Origin of the sequence: Bradyrhizobium icense, from assembly GCF_001693385.1 — a bacterium.
Lineage (GTDB): Bacteria > Pseudomonadota > Alphaproteobacteria > Rhizobiales > Xanthobacteraceae > Bradyrhizobium > Bradyrhizobium icense.
Genome location: NZ_CP016428.1, coordinates 946,332 through 961,203 on the forward strand (window position 1 = coordinate 946,332; position 14,872 = coordinate 961,203).

A 14,872-nucleotide genomic window follows, 5' to 3' on the forward strand; every position below is an offset into this window, starting at 1 on the left:
GCGATCGCCGGATAACTTCCTGCTCAAGCAGGTCATCGCGGGTATTGTAGCGATCAACCAATCCAAATTCTACGAGCAAACAAGGCTGTGTTCATGAACAAGGACGCGCCGAGGAGTCCTATCACTCCTGCCAAAAGCCACTTCGCTCGCAATCCTAAACTCGCCAACGTCACAAACAGGGGAAATGAGACGAGATTGAATCGACTCATTGAGACGAAGCCTGCTGGCCCGCCGCTGAGTGTTAGATATGGCAGCAACAGGACTGCCACGGCGAACAGTGTCCAGCTTGCGCGCAGTCGAGACCAACCCAAAACGATCAGGGTGATGAACAATAATGTAAACCAGCTGGCTTGTCCCCATGGATTCCAATCATTGAGCACCATTCGTGTGAACGGCTCAAGCCTCAGTGCCGCGATCAATCTTGTCGCTAGCGTCGTTCCTTGATGGAATGCCATCTGCCCCTCGGCAAAAGCGAACGGAGTTCCGAAAGCGCTCCAGAGGTAGATCATGAATAACCAGATGCCCGACGTCGCAAGAAGGACGCATGGCACAAGGGCAGGAAGGAACTTCGTCTGATCGCGATTGGCCCACATCTCCCAAAGAAGGACAGGCAACAGGACGACGCCCGTCGATCGGGTAGAGACTGCCAAGCCTGCCAGCAGTGCTGCCGACAAATAGTATCTTCGTTTCAAAGCAAGAAAAAACGAGACGATCAGCAGCAGTGCCAAGGGCTCGGTATAGCCGGCCGATAGCAAGACCGAAGCGGGAAAAAAGCTGAGCAGCGCGGTTGTGGCGAGAGCCAGTTGATCGCCAAATTCCTCGCGAACCAGCTTGAAAAGGACCACAATCGCGAGCAATCCCGCGACGTTCGATACCAACAGCAATGCATCCGCAGGCGTGAGACCGCTAATCGTCGCCAGGCCCCGTGCGAGCATCGGATACAGCGGGTAAAATACGATGTTCTGTTGAACAGTCGGATCGCCGTTATACTGATAGCCATCTGTGACGATCTTGAAATACCATTCCGAATCCCATTGCAACAATTGGTGGTACCAGATTGGTCCCGCAGACCAGACATCGGCCCTCCCGATGGTCAGATATTTTTGAGAGAATACCAGTCCGAGCGCGACCACCACCCGCGAACAAAAAAATATCAAGATGGCCAAACAATAGGGAAGCCAAGAAGGATCTCTCCGGATCGGATGGCGCGTCTCCATGTCGATACTGTCGCTCCGGAAGAGCTCAAGATCAATTGCCCCAGGTGTACCGCTTTGACATTTGGCGGGCTTGAAGCGGCAGATTTCCGAACGCCCTGCTTTGAGATGGATCTCGGCCAGCCTGAAGATCTTGGAGGACGCGGGCTGCGGCAACCATGATGTCTGTTTCGGGGGAAAACCGAACCTGGTTAGGCCGTCTGAATGTCGCCTATCTGGCCCTTTTCGGACTTCAGGCGACGTCTGCTTCTAGTCCGCAAAGCGCCGGATAGTGGACATCGATCAAGCCGCGCTCACGAATCTGGATTGATGAGTACACGGACTAGTCCTCGCTCGCCTTGAACCGGTTCATCCCCTTCAGCACAAACGGCGCCACTAGCGCGATCAGCGCAATGCCGAGCAGCGTCGCCGACATCGGGCTTTGCAGCAGCACGAGGGGATCGCCGAGGCTGATCGCGAGCGCGCGGCGCAACTGGCTTTCGGCGATCGGCCCCAGGATGAGGCCGACGACGACGGGCGCGATCGGGAAATCGAACCGGCGCATCAGAAAGCCCAGCACGCCAAAACCCGCCAGCATCGACAGCTCGACCACCGACGGCTTCGCCGCGATCGTGCCCATGGTCGCGAAGACGAGAATGCCGGCGTACAGCCATGGCTGGGGGATCGCGAGCAGTTTCACCCACAGCCCGACCAGCGGCAGGTTGAGCACCAGCAGCATCACGTTGGCGATGAAAAGACTCGCGATCAGGCCCCACACCAGGTCGGGCCGCTCGGCAAACAGCAGCGGTCCCGGGTTCAGCCCATATTGCTGAAAGCCCGCCAGCATCATCGCAGCCGTGGCCGAGGTCGGCAGCCCCAGCGTCAATAGCGGCACGAGGGTGCCGGCGGCGGAGGCATTGTTGGCGGCTTCCGGCCCGGCGACGCCTTCGATCGCGCCCTTGCCGAACTCTTCCGGATGTTTCGACAGCCGCCTCTCGGTCGAGTAGGACAGGAATGTCGGAATTTCCGCGCCGCCGGCAGGCAATGCGCCGATCGGAAAGCCGAACATGGTCCCGCGCAGCCACGGCTTCCACGATCGCATCCAATCCCGCTTCGTCATCCACAGCGAACCGCGCACCGGCTCGATCTGCTCCTCGGCGTGATGGCGGCGCGATGCCACGTAAAGCGCTTCGCCGACGGCGAATAGGCCGACCGCCAGCGTCGTCACCTCGACGCCGTCGAGCAGTTCGGGAATGCCGAACGCGAGCCGGGCCTGGCCGGTAAGCTTGTCGATGCCGATCAGCCCGAGCGTCAGTCCGATGAACAGGCTGGTCAATCCGCGGATTGGCGAATCGCCGAAGGTCGCCGATACCGTCACGAAGGCCACGCACATCAACGCGAAATAATCTTCAGGTCCGAAGCGCACCGCGAAATCCACCAGCCACGGCGCCAGAAATGCCAGGCCGATGGTGGCAATGGTGCCCGCGACGAACGAGCCGATCGCCGATGTCGCCAGCGCCGGACCGCCGCGGCCGGCTTTGGCCATCTTGTTACCTTCGAGCGCGGTTGCCATCGACGCACTCTCGCCGGGCGTATTGATGAGGATGGCGGTGGTCGAGCCGCCATACATGCCGCCGTAGTAGATGCCAGCGAACATGATCAGCGAGCCGCCGGGGTCGAGCTTGTAGGTCACCGGCAGCAGCAATGCGACCGTGAGTGCCGGACCGATGCCGGGCAGCACGCCGACGGCGGTGCCGAGAAACACGCCGATCAGCGCATAGAGCAGGTTCATCGGCTGCATGGCGACGGCCATGCCATGCGCGAGCGCGGCGAAGGTTTCCATTACAGCAGTCTTTCCAGAGGGCCGGCGGGCAGGCTCAACGTCAGTAGCCGATCGAAGGCGAGATAGATCAGCGTGGTCATCACGAGCGCGATGACGAGGTCGGTAAGGATGGCGCGCCGCCCGAACGCCGCCGAGGTGGTGACGAACAACGCCGATGTCGCGAGGATAAAGCCGCCGCCAAGGCCGATGATGGCGATCAGCAGCGCAAGCCCACCAAGGATCAGCAGCACAGGCTTGGGATCGGCGCTCTCGCGCGGCGGCAGGTTGCCGCGCAGCGCGTCGATCAGGTTGGCGATCGCGAGGATGCCGAGCCCGATCGCGACGACGATGGGCATCGCCTCGGGCCCCATGCCGTACATCGTGGTGGATGACAGCGTGCTGGCGTCCCAAACCAGCACCGCAGCAAGTACCGCGAGCGCCGCGGCAATGACCAGACCTGCGGGATCGATGCGCCGCGACGCCGGCCGCTGCGGAAGATCGCTGGACGCGCCGTCCGTCATGATTTGATAAGGCCGACCGACTTCAGCACGTCGGTGACGCGCGTCGTTTCCTTCTTCAGGAAATCCGCGAACGCGTCGCCGGAAAGATAGGCGTCATCCCAGCCCTTCTGCTTGAGGATGTCCTTCCAGGCGTCGGACTTGACCATCTTCTCGACCGCTTCGCTCAGGACTTTGCGCTGTTCCGGCGTGATGCCGGGAGGAGCGACCACCGAACGCCAATTGGCGAGCACGAGGTCGATCCCTTGTTCCTTGAAGGTCGGAATATCGACGCCGGCGATACGCTTCTCCGAGGTGACGCCGAGCGCGCGCAGCTTGCCGGATTTGATCTGTCCTTCGTATTCGCTCAGCCCCGAAATGCCTGCGGTGACTTTGCTGCCGAGAATGGCCGCCAGCGACTCGCCGCCGCCGGAGAACGGAATGTAATTGATCTTCTTGGCGTCGGCGCCGATCGTTCCCGCAAACAACGCCGCCATCACGTGATCGACGCCGCCGGCCGAGCCGCCGGCAAAGGTCACCTTGGCGATGTCGGCCTTCACGGCGGCGGCCAGATCCTGCGCCGTCTTGATCGGCGAATTCGCCGGCACGACGATCACCTGGATCTCCTCGGTGAGGCGCGCAATCGGCGTCACCTGTTCGAGCGTCACCGGCGACTTGTTCATGGCGAGCGCACCGACCATGACGAAGCCGTTCACCATCATCTGGTTGCCGTCGCCCTTGGCGCCGTTGACGAACTGTGCGATGCCGACGCTGCCGCCTGCGCCGGCCACGTTGGTGACCTGGACGCTGCGGGCGATCTTGGCGGCGACCAGTGCCTGCTGCATCGCGCGGGCGGTCTGATCCCACCCGCCGCCGGGGGCTGCGGGCGCCATGATCTTGAGTTCGAGCTGCTGCGAGAGGGCAGGTGCTGTGGTCGCAACGGTCAACGCGACGACCGCGCCGAACAGGCGCGCATGAAACGGGATCATGGGGTTCCTCCAGGCTCGCGCGGAGCTGCTGTGTGTCAATTCGTCGCATATCAGCCGGAAAACCCGCCGCTGTCCAGAAGGACCTTTGCGCGTCCGGACCGGGTCTTTCAGATTTCGCTACGGCCTTGCAGCGCGCGCCACGCGCCTGAGTAGGATGCTATGATGAAGGTGGCCCGTTGAAGTGGGACAGGAATCGATGCACGAGAACGTTCAATCCAGTCGAGCAGCGGATGGCAGCACCGGCCGCAAGATGCGGCTGTTCTCCGGCCCCCTGAGCATGTTCGGCGCCAAGGTTCAGATCGCCCTGCACGAGAAGGATATCGATTTCGAACTGATCATGGTCCCCTTCACCATGAAGGAGGGCTACGCGCCAAAGCATCCGGAAGTCCTGCGCATCAATCCGAAGCGCCAGGTCCCGGTGCTGATCGACGGCGATCTCGAGATTTTCGATTCCACTCAGATCTTCGAGTATCTTGAAGACATCAATCCGGATCCTGCGCTGTGGCCCGCTGCTCCTGCAGCGCGAGCCTGGTGTCGCCGGCTGGAGCATGAATCGGACGAGGTCTATTTCCCTCACATCATCAAATTGATGCAGCTCTGGAAGACGCCGCTCGATCCCGCCGCGGAGCTCGCGCGCGGGAGCGCTGCCGCCTGTTATCGAACCATGGAGAGTGTGTTAGGCGATAGCGAATTTCTCGGTGGCGCCTATTCCTTTGCCGATATCGCGTTCTATATGGCCCAACTCTTCGGCGCGCGCATGGGCGCCGACATGACCGGCGAAACGCCGAGACTTCTGCAATGGCGGCAACGCATGACGGCAAGACCGTCCGTCCTCAAGGTCGTCGGACCGATGGCCGATTACTTGCGTGGCCAAGGCCTCAGCGTTCCCACGTTTCTTCCGTCCAAAGCGACGTGAGCAACGCGGCGCCCACGCGAGCCTGCTTGTCCGGTCAGGCGCGCACCACCGCATGCGGAAACACGATCTCGATCAGCGTGCCGGAGCGGCCGCCGGTCTTGATCTGGAATTTGGCGCGGTTGGCTTCGACCAGCGCCTTGGTCAGCGACAGGCTGACGGCCGCGCTCTCGGATTGATCCGACGGCGCCCGCGTGCGGAACGGCTCTAGCGCTGCGGCGACTTCGTTGTCGTTGAGGCCGTGGCCGGTGTCGCGGACCCGCAGCATCACCTCGCCGAAATCGGACAGCGCGGTCGAGACGATGACCTGGCCGCCGGCGTTGGCGAGATGGATCGAATTGCCGATCAGGTTCAGCGTGATCTGGCGCAACGCCCGCGCGTCCGCGATCACGGGCGGCAGCGTGTGCGCGAGCGACGTGCGGATAATGATGCGCTCGCGGTTGGCCTGCGGCTGCATCACCGCAACGCAGCTCTCGACCAGCTCGTTGAGATTCTGGTTGGTGAAGGCGAGATCGAGTTTGCCGGTTTCGATCCGGCTGAGGTCGAGTAGGTCGTTGACGATGGCGATCACGTGTTCGCCGGCCGCACGGATGTCCTTCATGTATTCGCGGTAACGCTCGTTGCCGAGCGCGCCGAACCGCTCGCCGAGCATCACTTCGGCAAAGCCGATGATGGCATTCAGCGGCGTGCGCACCTCGTGGCTGATCCGGGCCAGCACGTCGGCCTTGGCATTGGCGGCGCGTTCCGCCATCCGCCGCGCCTCGCGCAACTCGCTCTCGGTCTTCCTGGCCTGCGAGAGATCGCGGAATACCGCGAAGAAATTCGGGCCGTCGGCTCGCGTGCGGCCGATGGTCATCGACAGCGGAATGATGCCGCCCTTGCTTTCGCGACCCAGCACCTCGCGGCCGTGATCGAGCAGGCTTTCGACGCCGGAGGCCTTGATGCCGGCGAGATATTCGAACACGCCGTGCCGGCTTTCCGGCGCAAAGAGGTCGGCGAGATTGCGTTGGACGAGTTCGTCGCCGTCATGGCCGAACAGCGCCTCGGCGCTGCGATTGGCCGCGTTGATATTGCCCTCGGCATCGAACATCAGGATGCCTTCGGCCGTGGTGTCGAGGATGGCGGCGAGTTCTTCGGCATTGGCATGGCCGACATCGGACGGCCCGAAAACGTCAGGCTCTGCTGCCGGCTCGGCTTGCGCGATGGCAGCCGCGATCGCCGCGCCTTCGTGGCGCGCGGTCGAGAAGATCAAGGCCAGCGCCGAATCGCCGTCCCACGAAATCGTGTAGAGGCGGGCCTCGGCGGCCGATGACGGCGCGTCAGCATCCGCCGGCCCGCTTGCGGAGATCGTCACCGGCCTGCCGGTGTCCGATGTCGAGGGCGCATTCGACGTGCCGGGTTCGACATAGAGCGCGTCGAGGCCGCCGGCATCTTCCAGTGCATGCAGGCTGGCGTAGCCCATCTGCGTCAGGAAGGCGGGGTTGGCATACAGCAGGCGGTCGAGCCGATAGATCAGGATGCCGACAGGTAAGAGATCGAGCAGCGCCTTGTCGCGCGCGGGTTCGCCTTGCGCGGGCGGTTCGGGCGGCGCCAGCCATTCGGGCGGCTCGCCGGCTGGTTCGCGCGCGAACGCTGCGACGGTTGGTTCAAAGATCGTTTCACCGGTGACGTTCGGCACCGCCTCGCCGCCATTCTCGGTGTCGAGCCGCGCCGACAATTGCCGCGCGAGTTCGTCGAAGGCGCTGTTTTCGACGGGCGTCAGCGATAGCGACCGAGCCTCGCCGGGGGCGCGGAATGGCACGACATTGGGAGCGTCTGCGGGCAATTCCGTTCCGGTGTCCTTCAAGGCTTCGCTGGCGCTTTCCATGACGCTTTGCTTGACGCTTTCCTTGGCGCTTTCCTTGGGAGGTTCCACGGGCGCTTCCAAATCGTTTTGATGTGAAGTCTCGACAGCAATCGGTTCGGGCAATTCGTCGTCCAAAGGCGGTGCAACGCCTGTCGGCTCGGAAAATTCTGGGGCGGGCGGTTGTTGCGGCATTGCCATCCCGCCGGACAATTCGGCCAGGCGCAGGGCGGCGAGCAGGGCGAGGGCGTCGAAATCGCGGCAGACGCCAAAGCCGCGATAGCCGATGAAATTCCGCTGCCCGTCGAAGATCGGCAAGCCGGACAGTTCAACCGGCAGAGTGCCGCCGCCATCGACCGGCCAGTTCAGCATGATGCCGCTCCAGGTCGCGCATGTGGCGAACGCCTTCATCACGCGCCCGTCGGGATCGAGCGCGAAGTTCTCGGCGATCTCGCGCCATGGCCGGCCGAAGCCGGCCGTGGTGCGCGGGCCGATCAGGCCGGTGAATTCGTCGGTGCCGAGCGTGAAGCGGCCTTCCCGATCCATCTGCCAGGTGAAACGCAGCGGCAGGCGGCGCGCCGGTTGGCTGGCAAATACTTCGAGTGCAGGCGATGGCGTGCGTGCAGCGGCCTCAGTCGCGGCCGGCTCCTCCGCGGCGGCAGGCTCGGTAAACGCATCGAACAATGCGAACTCGGCGGGCGCTTCGCCCGATTGCGCCGGCTGTTCGTAATCGGGAGCCGGCTGCGCCGCGACCGGTTGCTCGATGACGGGCGCGCTCGGCTGCGGGGCTGACGTCGACGCCGTGGTGTCGCGCTGCATCCCGTTCTCGGGGGGCTCATGCGCCCGCGCCGGCCGCGGCGCGATCAGCGCAATATCGCCGGCGGCGATCAGGACGCCGTGGCTGCCATTGGGGAAGTCGAACCGCGAACAGCCGCAGGTCGCAAGCATGCCGGGCGCCGCGCCAAATCCCTGTAACCGCTCCAGGCGGATGGCGCCGTTGGCGAGCAGCCGTCCTGCGAGCCGCGCGACCTGCCGCCGGTGCCGGTCGGCCGGTCCGAAGGTCTTCTCGGCAAGGGCTGCGGCGCTGGCGGCGCCGAACAAGCGGACGCCGGCCGGATTGGCCCACAGGATCCGCGTGCCGTCGGCCGTCCACAGCCATGCCGGCAGGCGGCTCGCTGAGTAGGCTGCCAATCGCGGATCGGTCTGCGCCCGCAACTGAAATTCCGTGTCCTTCATCGCAACTACATGACCGTCCGGCATCACGATCGGCAGCCAGAATGCCGACAGCGTTAAGGGATCGTTACTATCGCAAGCCGGTGGCGGCAGGTCCACGGCCCGGCGCGCCAGGGGCGGTTTAAGCGGCGGATAACCTTAACCCGGCTGAACCCTTAGGCCGCCGGCCGCGTTAGGTGGTTGCAAATGGCCGTCAGGGGTCAACCATGAGGAACCTCCGGCGCCATCGTTCCGGCCGCGACCCACGACCCCCGGTATCCGGACGCAATCCCTGCCCACGCAAAGGAGCGCACCATGAGCGACGACGTGCGAGACCGTTTTGAGATACCCAAGGAAATGCGATCGATGGCGGAAGCGAGCCTGGAGCAGGCCCGCAAGACGTTTGAGAAATTCGTCGCCGCCGCGCAGACCACCGCCGATACCATCGAGGAGCGCAATGCCTCGGTGCGCGAAGGTGCCAAGGACGTCAGGCAGAAGGCCGTCGCCTATGCCGAGAAGAACGTGCAGGGCTCGCTCGATCACGCGCAGTCCCTCCTGAACGCCAAGGACCTCAGCGAAGTCATGCGGTTGCATAGCGAATACGTTCAGGGGCAAATGCGTGTGCTGACGGAGCAGGCCAGCGAAATGAGCCAGATCGTCGGCAAGGCCGCCATGGAGGCGGCGAAGCCGAAGGCCTGACCGACGCATATCGGGTTGTATTTCAACCGCGGGATGGACCGGCTGGAACGCGCATCCGGTGCGGGTTCCGTATGCGGCGTCGCACCAGAAATTGCACTGCGTTGCACAAATTTGACATGATAAGGGTGCTTATTGGGCGAGCCCGTGATGGGCACTTCCGTGAGTGCGTGTGTACGTGATCCCTTCGGCGTTCCGGCCGATTGCCCGCCAGGCGTCCGCGAGGGGGAACATCGTTTAACCCCATTGTGAAGGATGCAAGCCGTGACCAGCTCCACCGATCCCTTCTCCGCCGCCATCATTCCCTTCGAAGTTCCCGAACAGATGCGCGCGCTCGCTGAAAAGGGCGTTTCGCAGGCCCGCGACAACTATGCCAAGTTCAAGGATGCAGCCGAAACCCATAACGGCACCATCGAGGCCGTGTTCACCACGGCCAGCAAGGGCGTCAGCGAGTACAACGCCAAGCTGATCGAGTTCTTCAAGGCCAACACCACTTCGTCCCTCGACTTCGCGCAGGAACTGCTCGGCGCAAAGACGCCGGCGGTGGCGCTGGAGCTGTGGACCGCGCATGCCAGGAAGCAGTACGAGACCTTCACCGCCCAGGCCAAGGAGCTCGCTGAGCTCGGTCAGAAGGTTGCGACCGAGACCGTCGAGCCGATCAAGGCCTCCGCCTCGAAGTACTACAAGCCCGCCGCCTGATCGGGCCGAGCCATCGCCAACGGAAAGCCCGGGCGAAGCGGCCCGGGCTTTTTGCTGTCACGGGGCTATTTTGCCGGGCTCCGGCGCGACCCGCATTTGAACGCAACCCGCGCCCAAAACGACTTATAAATCGGACGCTTCTCCGGCCTTGCCAAAGGCAGGCGTTGCACCTAGTTTCCGGCCCATTCGCGCCCCCCTTTTGGGGCCCAGCGTGAGGGATGCAGTTGTAGCTCAGTTGGTTAGAGCGCCTGTCTGTGGAACAGGAGGTCGGTGGTTCGAGCCCACCCAACTGTACCAGTCTTTCCTTCAACTGAACCGCCTCTCGCCTGCCGCGACACTTGTGCTGTGGCGCGTTGGCCGCCCGTGCTTGCGAATCCGGAAGCCTTCACCCACAATTCCACCAGACTATGCGCTGGGGGATTTGATGACGATTTTTCGAGCAGCGAATTTCTGGTTTGGATTGATGCTGACTACGGCGCTGTTCGCATCGACGATCCCAGTCGCCAGTCAGACCTACACCCCCGAACAGGAGCAGGCCTGCACCGGCGACGCATTCCGCCTCTGCAGCTCCCATATCCCGGACATCAGCCGCGTCACCGCCTGCATGGTGCGCAACAAGTCCCAGCTCTCGCCGGCTTGCCGGGCGCACTTCCGTCCCGAGCCCGATGAAATCGGGGCCCGGCCCGTGGGCCGGCCGACGGTCATCCGGCCGGCAGCCCCGCGCAAGGCAACTGCCGCCAAGCCGCGCACCGCCAAAAAGCCGAAAAAGCCCGCGACGTGACGGCGGCGCGCCATTTCAAGACCTCTCCTCGCGACAGACTGACACTTGCCGACGGTCTCTCCAATGAACATCTCCTCGCAGAAGAGGAGAGGGGTCGTTGAGCCAACATCAAAAAGAACTCGACCGGCATTTTGCCTGGTTCGAGAGGAAGCTGCCGCCGGGGCCGTCGAAGTTCGTCGGCTGGGTGCGCAAGCCATCGTCGATCTACGTCCGAGTACCGCTCGCCATACTGCTGGTCGCCGGCGGCTTTCTCAGCTTCCTGCCGGTGCTCGGGCTCTGGATGCTGCCGCTCGGACTCCTTTTGTTCGCGCAGGACGTGCCGCCTCTGCAGAAGCCGCTGGCGCAGGGGCTTGGATGGATCGAACGCAAATGGCTCGAACGTCAGCGCGTAAAACTCGAGCGCGAGCGCGCGAAAAGCGCGCAATAAGCCAGGCGAGGCGGGCTTTGCAATTCCTTTCGGCTCACCGGAGCTGCACGGTGTGACTCAAAAACCAGCCTTATTGGCAATTAAGTGGCTTCATCGCGGCTGGCGATAAATTTTTCTTTCACGAATCAGCGCGGTGATTCATTTTCGGCTTCTGGGGTCAACTGGAGGCCAAGGTATGAACGTAATTGTTTTCGCATCACGTAAGGGGGGCTCGGGAAAGAGTACCCTGGCTGCTCACCTCGCTGCCCATGTTCACAAGGCAACGAAGCCCATCCTGCTCGTCGATGCCGATCCGCAGGGCTCGCTTACGCTCTGGCACAAGTTGCGCGGCACCAATGAGCCGCCGATCAAGGCCGCGGTGAATTCCGTCAGCGGCATCGTCGCTGCCGCCAAGCGCGACGGCATCGAATGGGTGTTCATCGACACGCCGCCGAATTTGTCGGCCGTCGTCGACGACGCGATCCGTAACGCCACCATGGTGATCATTCCGGCGCGGCCCGGCGTGTTCGACGTCAACGCGGTGCAGGAAACCATTCAGACCTGCCGCTCGGCGCGCAAGCCCTACGCGGTCGTGATCAACGGCGCGCCTGCCGAGCGCGACGGCGCCGAGAGCCGCATTGTCAGCCTCGCGCGCGAAGCGCTGGCGAAATTCCGCGCGCCGGTGTGGAGCGGCCAGATCACCAACCGCGCCGATCTGATCATGGCGCTGAGCCAGGGCGAAGGCGCCCGCGAATATTACGCGGAAGGCCGGGCGGCTGCGGAGATCACCAGGCTGTGGGGCGCGATCGAACGTTCGATCAAGGCGATCCGCGGAACGGCGTCGGCATCGGGCGCCATGCACAAGCAGGCGGCGTAACAACGCCGCTCTCGATCTGCCGGGACCGATAAGAACGCGCGGGCTCCGCGCGTTTTTCTTTTGGTGGTCTTACGCCACCATCAGCACGTAGAACACGACGACCGGCGACAGCGTCAGGATCACGGACCAGATGCCGACAGCCCACAAAATGTCTTCGGTCGAAAAGCCCTGTTCAGGAATGTTGTTGTTCTCGAAATGCACGACGCGCCCCCGCGTTTTTCTGTTGTATGGGGGTCTTGATACGCGAACGGCTTTAAAAACCAGGTTGCGATTTCGCTTGCATTTGACGGCACCTGCTACCGCCGATTAACCACCGCCACATCTGGTTAACTTTCTCTGATCGCACGACGTCAAAGTCGAGCGAAGCCTCGCCCGCAACGTTAGAATTTTATGCATATGGATCTCCCTCCAAGAAAACAGACGGGGGATAGCGATGAGCGCTCACGACAGGAAATTTCGGATTCCCGAATACGCCCAAAGCATGCACGACGTTCTTCTGGTGTCGTCATTCGCCGTTTGGGCGATGCTGCTCGGCTTCGCGCCCGTGATGACCTATCGCCTGCTGGTGAGCTGATTCGATTTTCTCCCTCCCGCCGGTGAGGCGAGAGGGAGCCGATCGCATCCGTTAGGCTCGCCGCAGGAGCTGCGGCGTGCGCCGCTCGATCTCCTCGTCCAGCAACGCCGCCAGTTCCGCGCTCACTTCCACCATCGGCAGGCGAACCTCGGCGCTGTCGATCAGTCCGCTGCGTTCAAGCCAGTACTTGGCCGGTGCCGGGCTCGGCTCGGCAAACAACAGCCGGGTCAGCCGGGAGAGCTCCTTCCAGCACGCCCGTGCGCCGTCACGGTCGCCTTGGCGCAGCAGCGTCCGCAGCGATGCGAAGGCCTCGGTCTCCAGATGCGCCGACAAAAGGATCGCGCCGTCGGCGCCGTCGACGAGCGCGTCGTGATATTCCGCATCTTCGCCGGTCAACACGCGAAAGCCGGATGGCCGTCTCGCCAGCAGATCAATCGACTGCGCGCGGTCGGCGCCGCAGTCCTTCATGCCGACGATGTTCGGGTGCTCCGCGAGCTGCAGCAGTGTCTCGTTGCTGAGGCTGACGGCGGTCCGGTAGGGAATGTTGTAGAGCACGATCGGCCACGAGGCGTGATCGGCGAGCGCAGTGAAGTGTTGCACGAGGCCGCGCTGCGACGGCCGGATGTAATAGGGGCTCGCGATCAGATAGCCATCGATCGGCCAGGTCGCGGTCTCATCCAGCACATCCAGCATCTTCGCGGTGGAGGCGCCCGAGAGGCCCAGCAGGATCGGCAAGTGGCGCCGGCTGGCGGAGAGCTCGCTCCGCGTCAACGTCACCAGCCGCTCGAGTTCGCCTGCGCGGAGCGACATGCCTTCGCCCGAGGTCGCCGCGAGAATGAAGCCGTCGACCGGGCCGGCCGTATAGTGCCAGACGAGCCGGCGCAGCGACGCTTCGTCGAGTTCACCGTCGCGAAACGGCGTGATCAGCGGCAGCCACAGGCCCTGCAGCCGGCTTGCCAGGTCGTTGGTCGAAGGGGCAGTCATCGTTCCATCTCCTCTTGGGGGTGAGCCGGAGACGGGACCAACAAAAACACCCCGTCCTGACGGCGGGGCTTCGGGATCGCTAAGTTGCGGCAGTCTAGCGCGCGCGTCGATCTCGGGTCCCCGGATGGGGACCTTTTTTCGACGACAGGGCTGCGCACGAACTCGTGATCATGTGTGGATGATGGAGGCCGCGAACCTCAATGTCAATCTGTGCGGGAACATGACACGGACGCGAAAAAAAGCCGGGCCCGAAAGAGCCCGGCTTGAGGTATTGGCCACGTGAGGCCGACACAATCACCTTCCAAGAGGGATTACTGAACTGCCGCGTCACTGGAGGAGGGGGACATATGCGCGACGCGACCGCTCAGCGTTTGAGTACTATGATCCTCATCAGTGCCTTGCAGCAACCGTCCGAGCCGCATGTCAGTCATGCGGAGAGCGGGGCCTCTATAAAAACAGCTGATTAGGACGGCCAGCGCTGCGCCTTGCTGACCACGAAGTCGCGGAACACCTGCACGCGCGCCACCGTCTTCAGCTCTTCGGGATAAACGAAATAGGTGTCGAGCTGGATCGAGTCGGACTCGCCGAATAGCTGCACCAAGCGGCTGTTCTCCTCGACCAGATAGTCGGGCAGGGCGGCGATGCCGAGCCCCTGCTGGCAGGCACGGACTAAACCTAAGATGTTGTTGACCTTGAAGTAGGCCTCGCGCGGACCCGAGCCGTTGCGCCCTGCATCGATCAGCCAGCTCCGGTTCTGCAGGTGCGTCGGAACCTGCGCGTCGCCGAGCATGATGATGCGATGCGAATCCAGGTCGTCGAGCGTCCGCGGCGTGCCGAAGCGCTTGATGTATTCCGGCGAGCAATAGGCGTGGAAGCCGATCGAGAACAGCTTTCGCTGGATCAGGTCCGGCTGGGTCGGCTTGCGGGTCCGGATCGCGACGTCGGCCTCGCGCATCGACAGGTCGAGATCCTCGTCGGTGACGATCAGCGAGATGCGGATGTCGGGATAAAGCGCGGTGAACTCGTCGAGCCGCGGGATCAGCCAGTTGATGCCGAGCGCCGGCGGCGTCGTGATCTTGAGGTCGCCGCTCGGCCGCTCGCGGCTGTCGGTGAGCTTGGCGCGTGCCGCCTGCAACTGCATGAACACGTCATGCGCGGTGCGAAACAGCAGATCGCCCTGCTCGGTGAGGATGAGCCCACGCGCGTGGCGGTGGAACAGCGAGACCGCAAGCTCCTGCTCCAGCGCGCTGACCTGCCGCGATACCGCGGACTGCGAGAGCCCCAATTGCTCGCCGGCATGGGTAAAGCTTCCCGCTTCCGCCGCCGCGTGAAAGACCTTCAGCTTGTCCCAGTCCATGTCAAATCCGTCTCGTGTTCTAGGCATGA

15 protein-coding genes and 1 tRNA gene are annotated in these 14,872 nt (G+C 63.2%); 8 read left to right on the forward strand and 8 right to left on the reverse strand.

Annotated elements, in window-relative coordinates:
- Window positions 1-53: 53 nt before the first annotated feature.
- The 4 genes from LMTR13_RS04525 to LMTR13_RS04540 all read right to left on the reverse strand — a co-directional run bounded on the left by LMTR13_RS04525 (window position 54) and on the right by LMTR13_RS04540 (window position 4,501).
- Entirely contained in the window at window positions 54-1,370 is a 1,317-nt protein-coding gene (locus LMTR13_RS04525) for a mannosyltransferase family protein (RefSeq protein WP_065726856.1), read from the reverse strand.
- A gap of 166 nt (window positions 1,371-1,536) precedes the next feature.
- Complete coding sequence (locus LMTR13_RS04530) at window positions 1,537-3,036, reverse strand: tripartite tricarboxylate transporter permease (protein ID WP_065726857.1); 1,500 nt, start codon at window positions 3,034-3,036, stop codon at window positions 1,537-1,539.
- A complete protein-coding gene (locus LMTR13_RS04535) occupies window positions 3,036-3,536 on the reverse strand; it encodes a tripartite tricarboxylate transporter TctB family protein (RefSeq protein WP_065726858.1) in 501 nt (166 codons plus the stop codon). Before LMTR13_RS04535 ends, LMTR13_RS04530 begins: the two co-directional genes overlap by 1 nt.
- Window positions 3,533-4,501 (reverse strand): Bug family tripartite tricarboxylate transporter substrate binding protein, encoded by a 969-nt coding sequence (locus tag LMTR13_RS04540; protein WP_065726859.1) that lies wholly within the window; start codon window positions 4,499-4,501, stop codon window positions 3,533-3,535. Before LMTR13_RS04540 ends, LMTR13_RS04535 begins: the two co-directional genes overlap by 4 nt.
- A 196-nt stretch (window positions 4,502-4,697) precedes the next feature.
- Here LMTR13_RS04540 and LMTR13_RS04545 point away from each other — a divergent pair, with 196 nt between their 5' ends.
- Entirely contained in the window at window positions 4,698-5,417 is a 720-nt protein-coding gene (locus LMTR13_RS04545; RefSeq protein WP_197520999.1) for a glutathione S-transferase family protein, read from the forward strand.
- Window positions 5,418-5,451: 34 nt separating this feature from the next.
- Here LMTR13_RS04545 and LMTR13_RS04550 read toward each other — a convergent pair whose 3' ends face one another.
- Entirely contained in the window at window positions 5,452-8,493 is a 3,042-nt protein-coding gene (locus LMTR13_RS04550; protein WP_065726860.1) for a PAS domain-containing protein, read from the reverse strand.
- A gap of 291 nt (window positions 8,494-8,784) precedes the next feature.
- Between LMTR13_RS04550 and LMTR13_RS04555 the strand changes: the two genes are divergently transcribed.
- The 6 genes from LMTR13_RS04555 (at window position 8,785) to LMTR13_RS04580 (ending at window position 11,928) form a co-directional block, all read left to right on the forward strand.
- Complete coding sequence (locus LMTR13_RS04555) at window positions 8,785-9,168, forward strand: phasin family protein (RefSeq protein WP_065726861.1); 384 nt, start codon at window positions 8,785-8,787, stop codon at window positions 9,166-9,168.
- 261 nt (window positions 9,169-9,429) lie between these two features.
- Complete coding sequence (locus LMTR13_RS04560) at window positions 9,430-9,864, forward strand: phasin (RefSeq protein ID WP_065732420.1); 435 nt, start codon at window positions 9,430-9,432, stop codon at window positions 9,862-9,864.
- 220 nt (window positions 9,865-10,084) lie between these two features.
- Window positions 10,085-10,161: transfer RNA gene (locus LMTR13_RS04565), tRNA-His, on the forward strand.
- A gap of 127 nt (window positions 10,162-10,288) precedes the next feature.
- Window positions 10,289-10,645: a hypothetical protein gene (locus LMTR13_RS04570; protein ID WP_065726862.1), complete on the forward strand. Its 357-nt coding sequence runs from the start codon at window positions 10,289-10,291 to the stop codon at window positions 10,643-10,645.
- 97 nt (window positions 10,646-10,742) lie between these two features.
- The gene (locus LMTR13_RS04575) at window positions 10,743-11,072 is read left to right on the forward strand and encodes a hypothetical protein (RefSeq protein ID WP_065726863.1); all 330 of its coding nucleotides are present in this window, start codon (window positions 10,743-10,745) and stop codon (window positions 11,070-11,072) included.
- A gap of 175 nt (window positions 11,073-11,247) precedes the next feature.
- Complete coding sequence (locus LMTR13_RS04580; protein ID WP_065726864.1) at window positions 11,248-11,928, forward strand: ParA family protein; 681 nt, start codon at window positions 11,248-11,250, stop codon at window positions 11,926-11,928.
- A 69-nt stretch (window positions 11,929-11,997) separates the two neighbouring features.
- Here LMTR13_RS04580 and LMTR13_RS43120 read toward each other — a convergent pair whose 3' ends face one another.
- Entirely contained in the window at window positions 11,998-12,129 is a 132-nt protein-coding gene (locus tag LMTR13_RS43120) for a hypothetical protein (RefSeq protein ID WP_256470245.1), read from the reverse strand.
- A gap of 232 nt (window positions 12,130-12,361) precedes the next feature.
- Between LMTR13_RS43120 and LMTR13_RS40270 the strand changes: the two genes are divergently transcribed.
- On the forward strand, window positions 12,362-12,502 hold the full coding sequence (locus LMTR13_RS40270) for a hypothetical protein (RefSeq protein ID WP_156795428.1): 141 nt from the start codon (window positions 12,362-12,364) through the stop codon (window positions 12,500-12,502).
- A 51-nt stretch (window positions 12,503-12,553) separates the two neighbouring features.
- Here the strand turns inward: LMTR13_RS40270 and dapA are convergent, their stop codons facing one another.
- Window positions 12,554-13,486, reverse strand: coding sequence for a 4-hydroxy-tetrahydrodipicolinate synthase (gene dapA, locus LMTR13_RS04585; protein WP_065726865.1), 933 nt, complete (start codon window positions 13,484-13,486; stop codon window positions 12,554-12,556).
- 463 nt (window positions 13,487-13,949) lie between these two features.
- Entirely contained in the window at window positions 13,950-14,870 is a 921-nt protein-coding gene (locus LMTR13_RS04590) for a LysR family transcriptional regulator (RefSeq protein ID WP_065726866.1), read from the reverse strand.
- Window positions 14,871-14,872 lie beyond the last annotated feature (2 nt).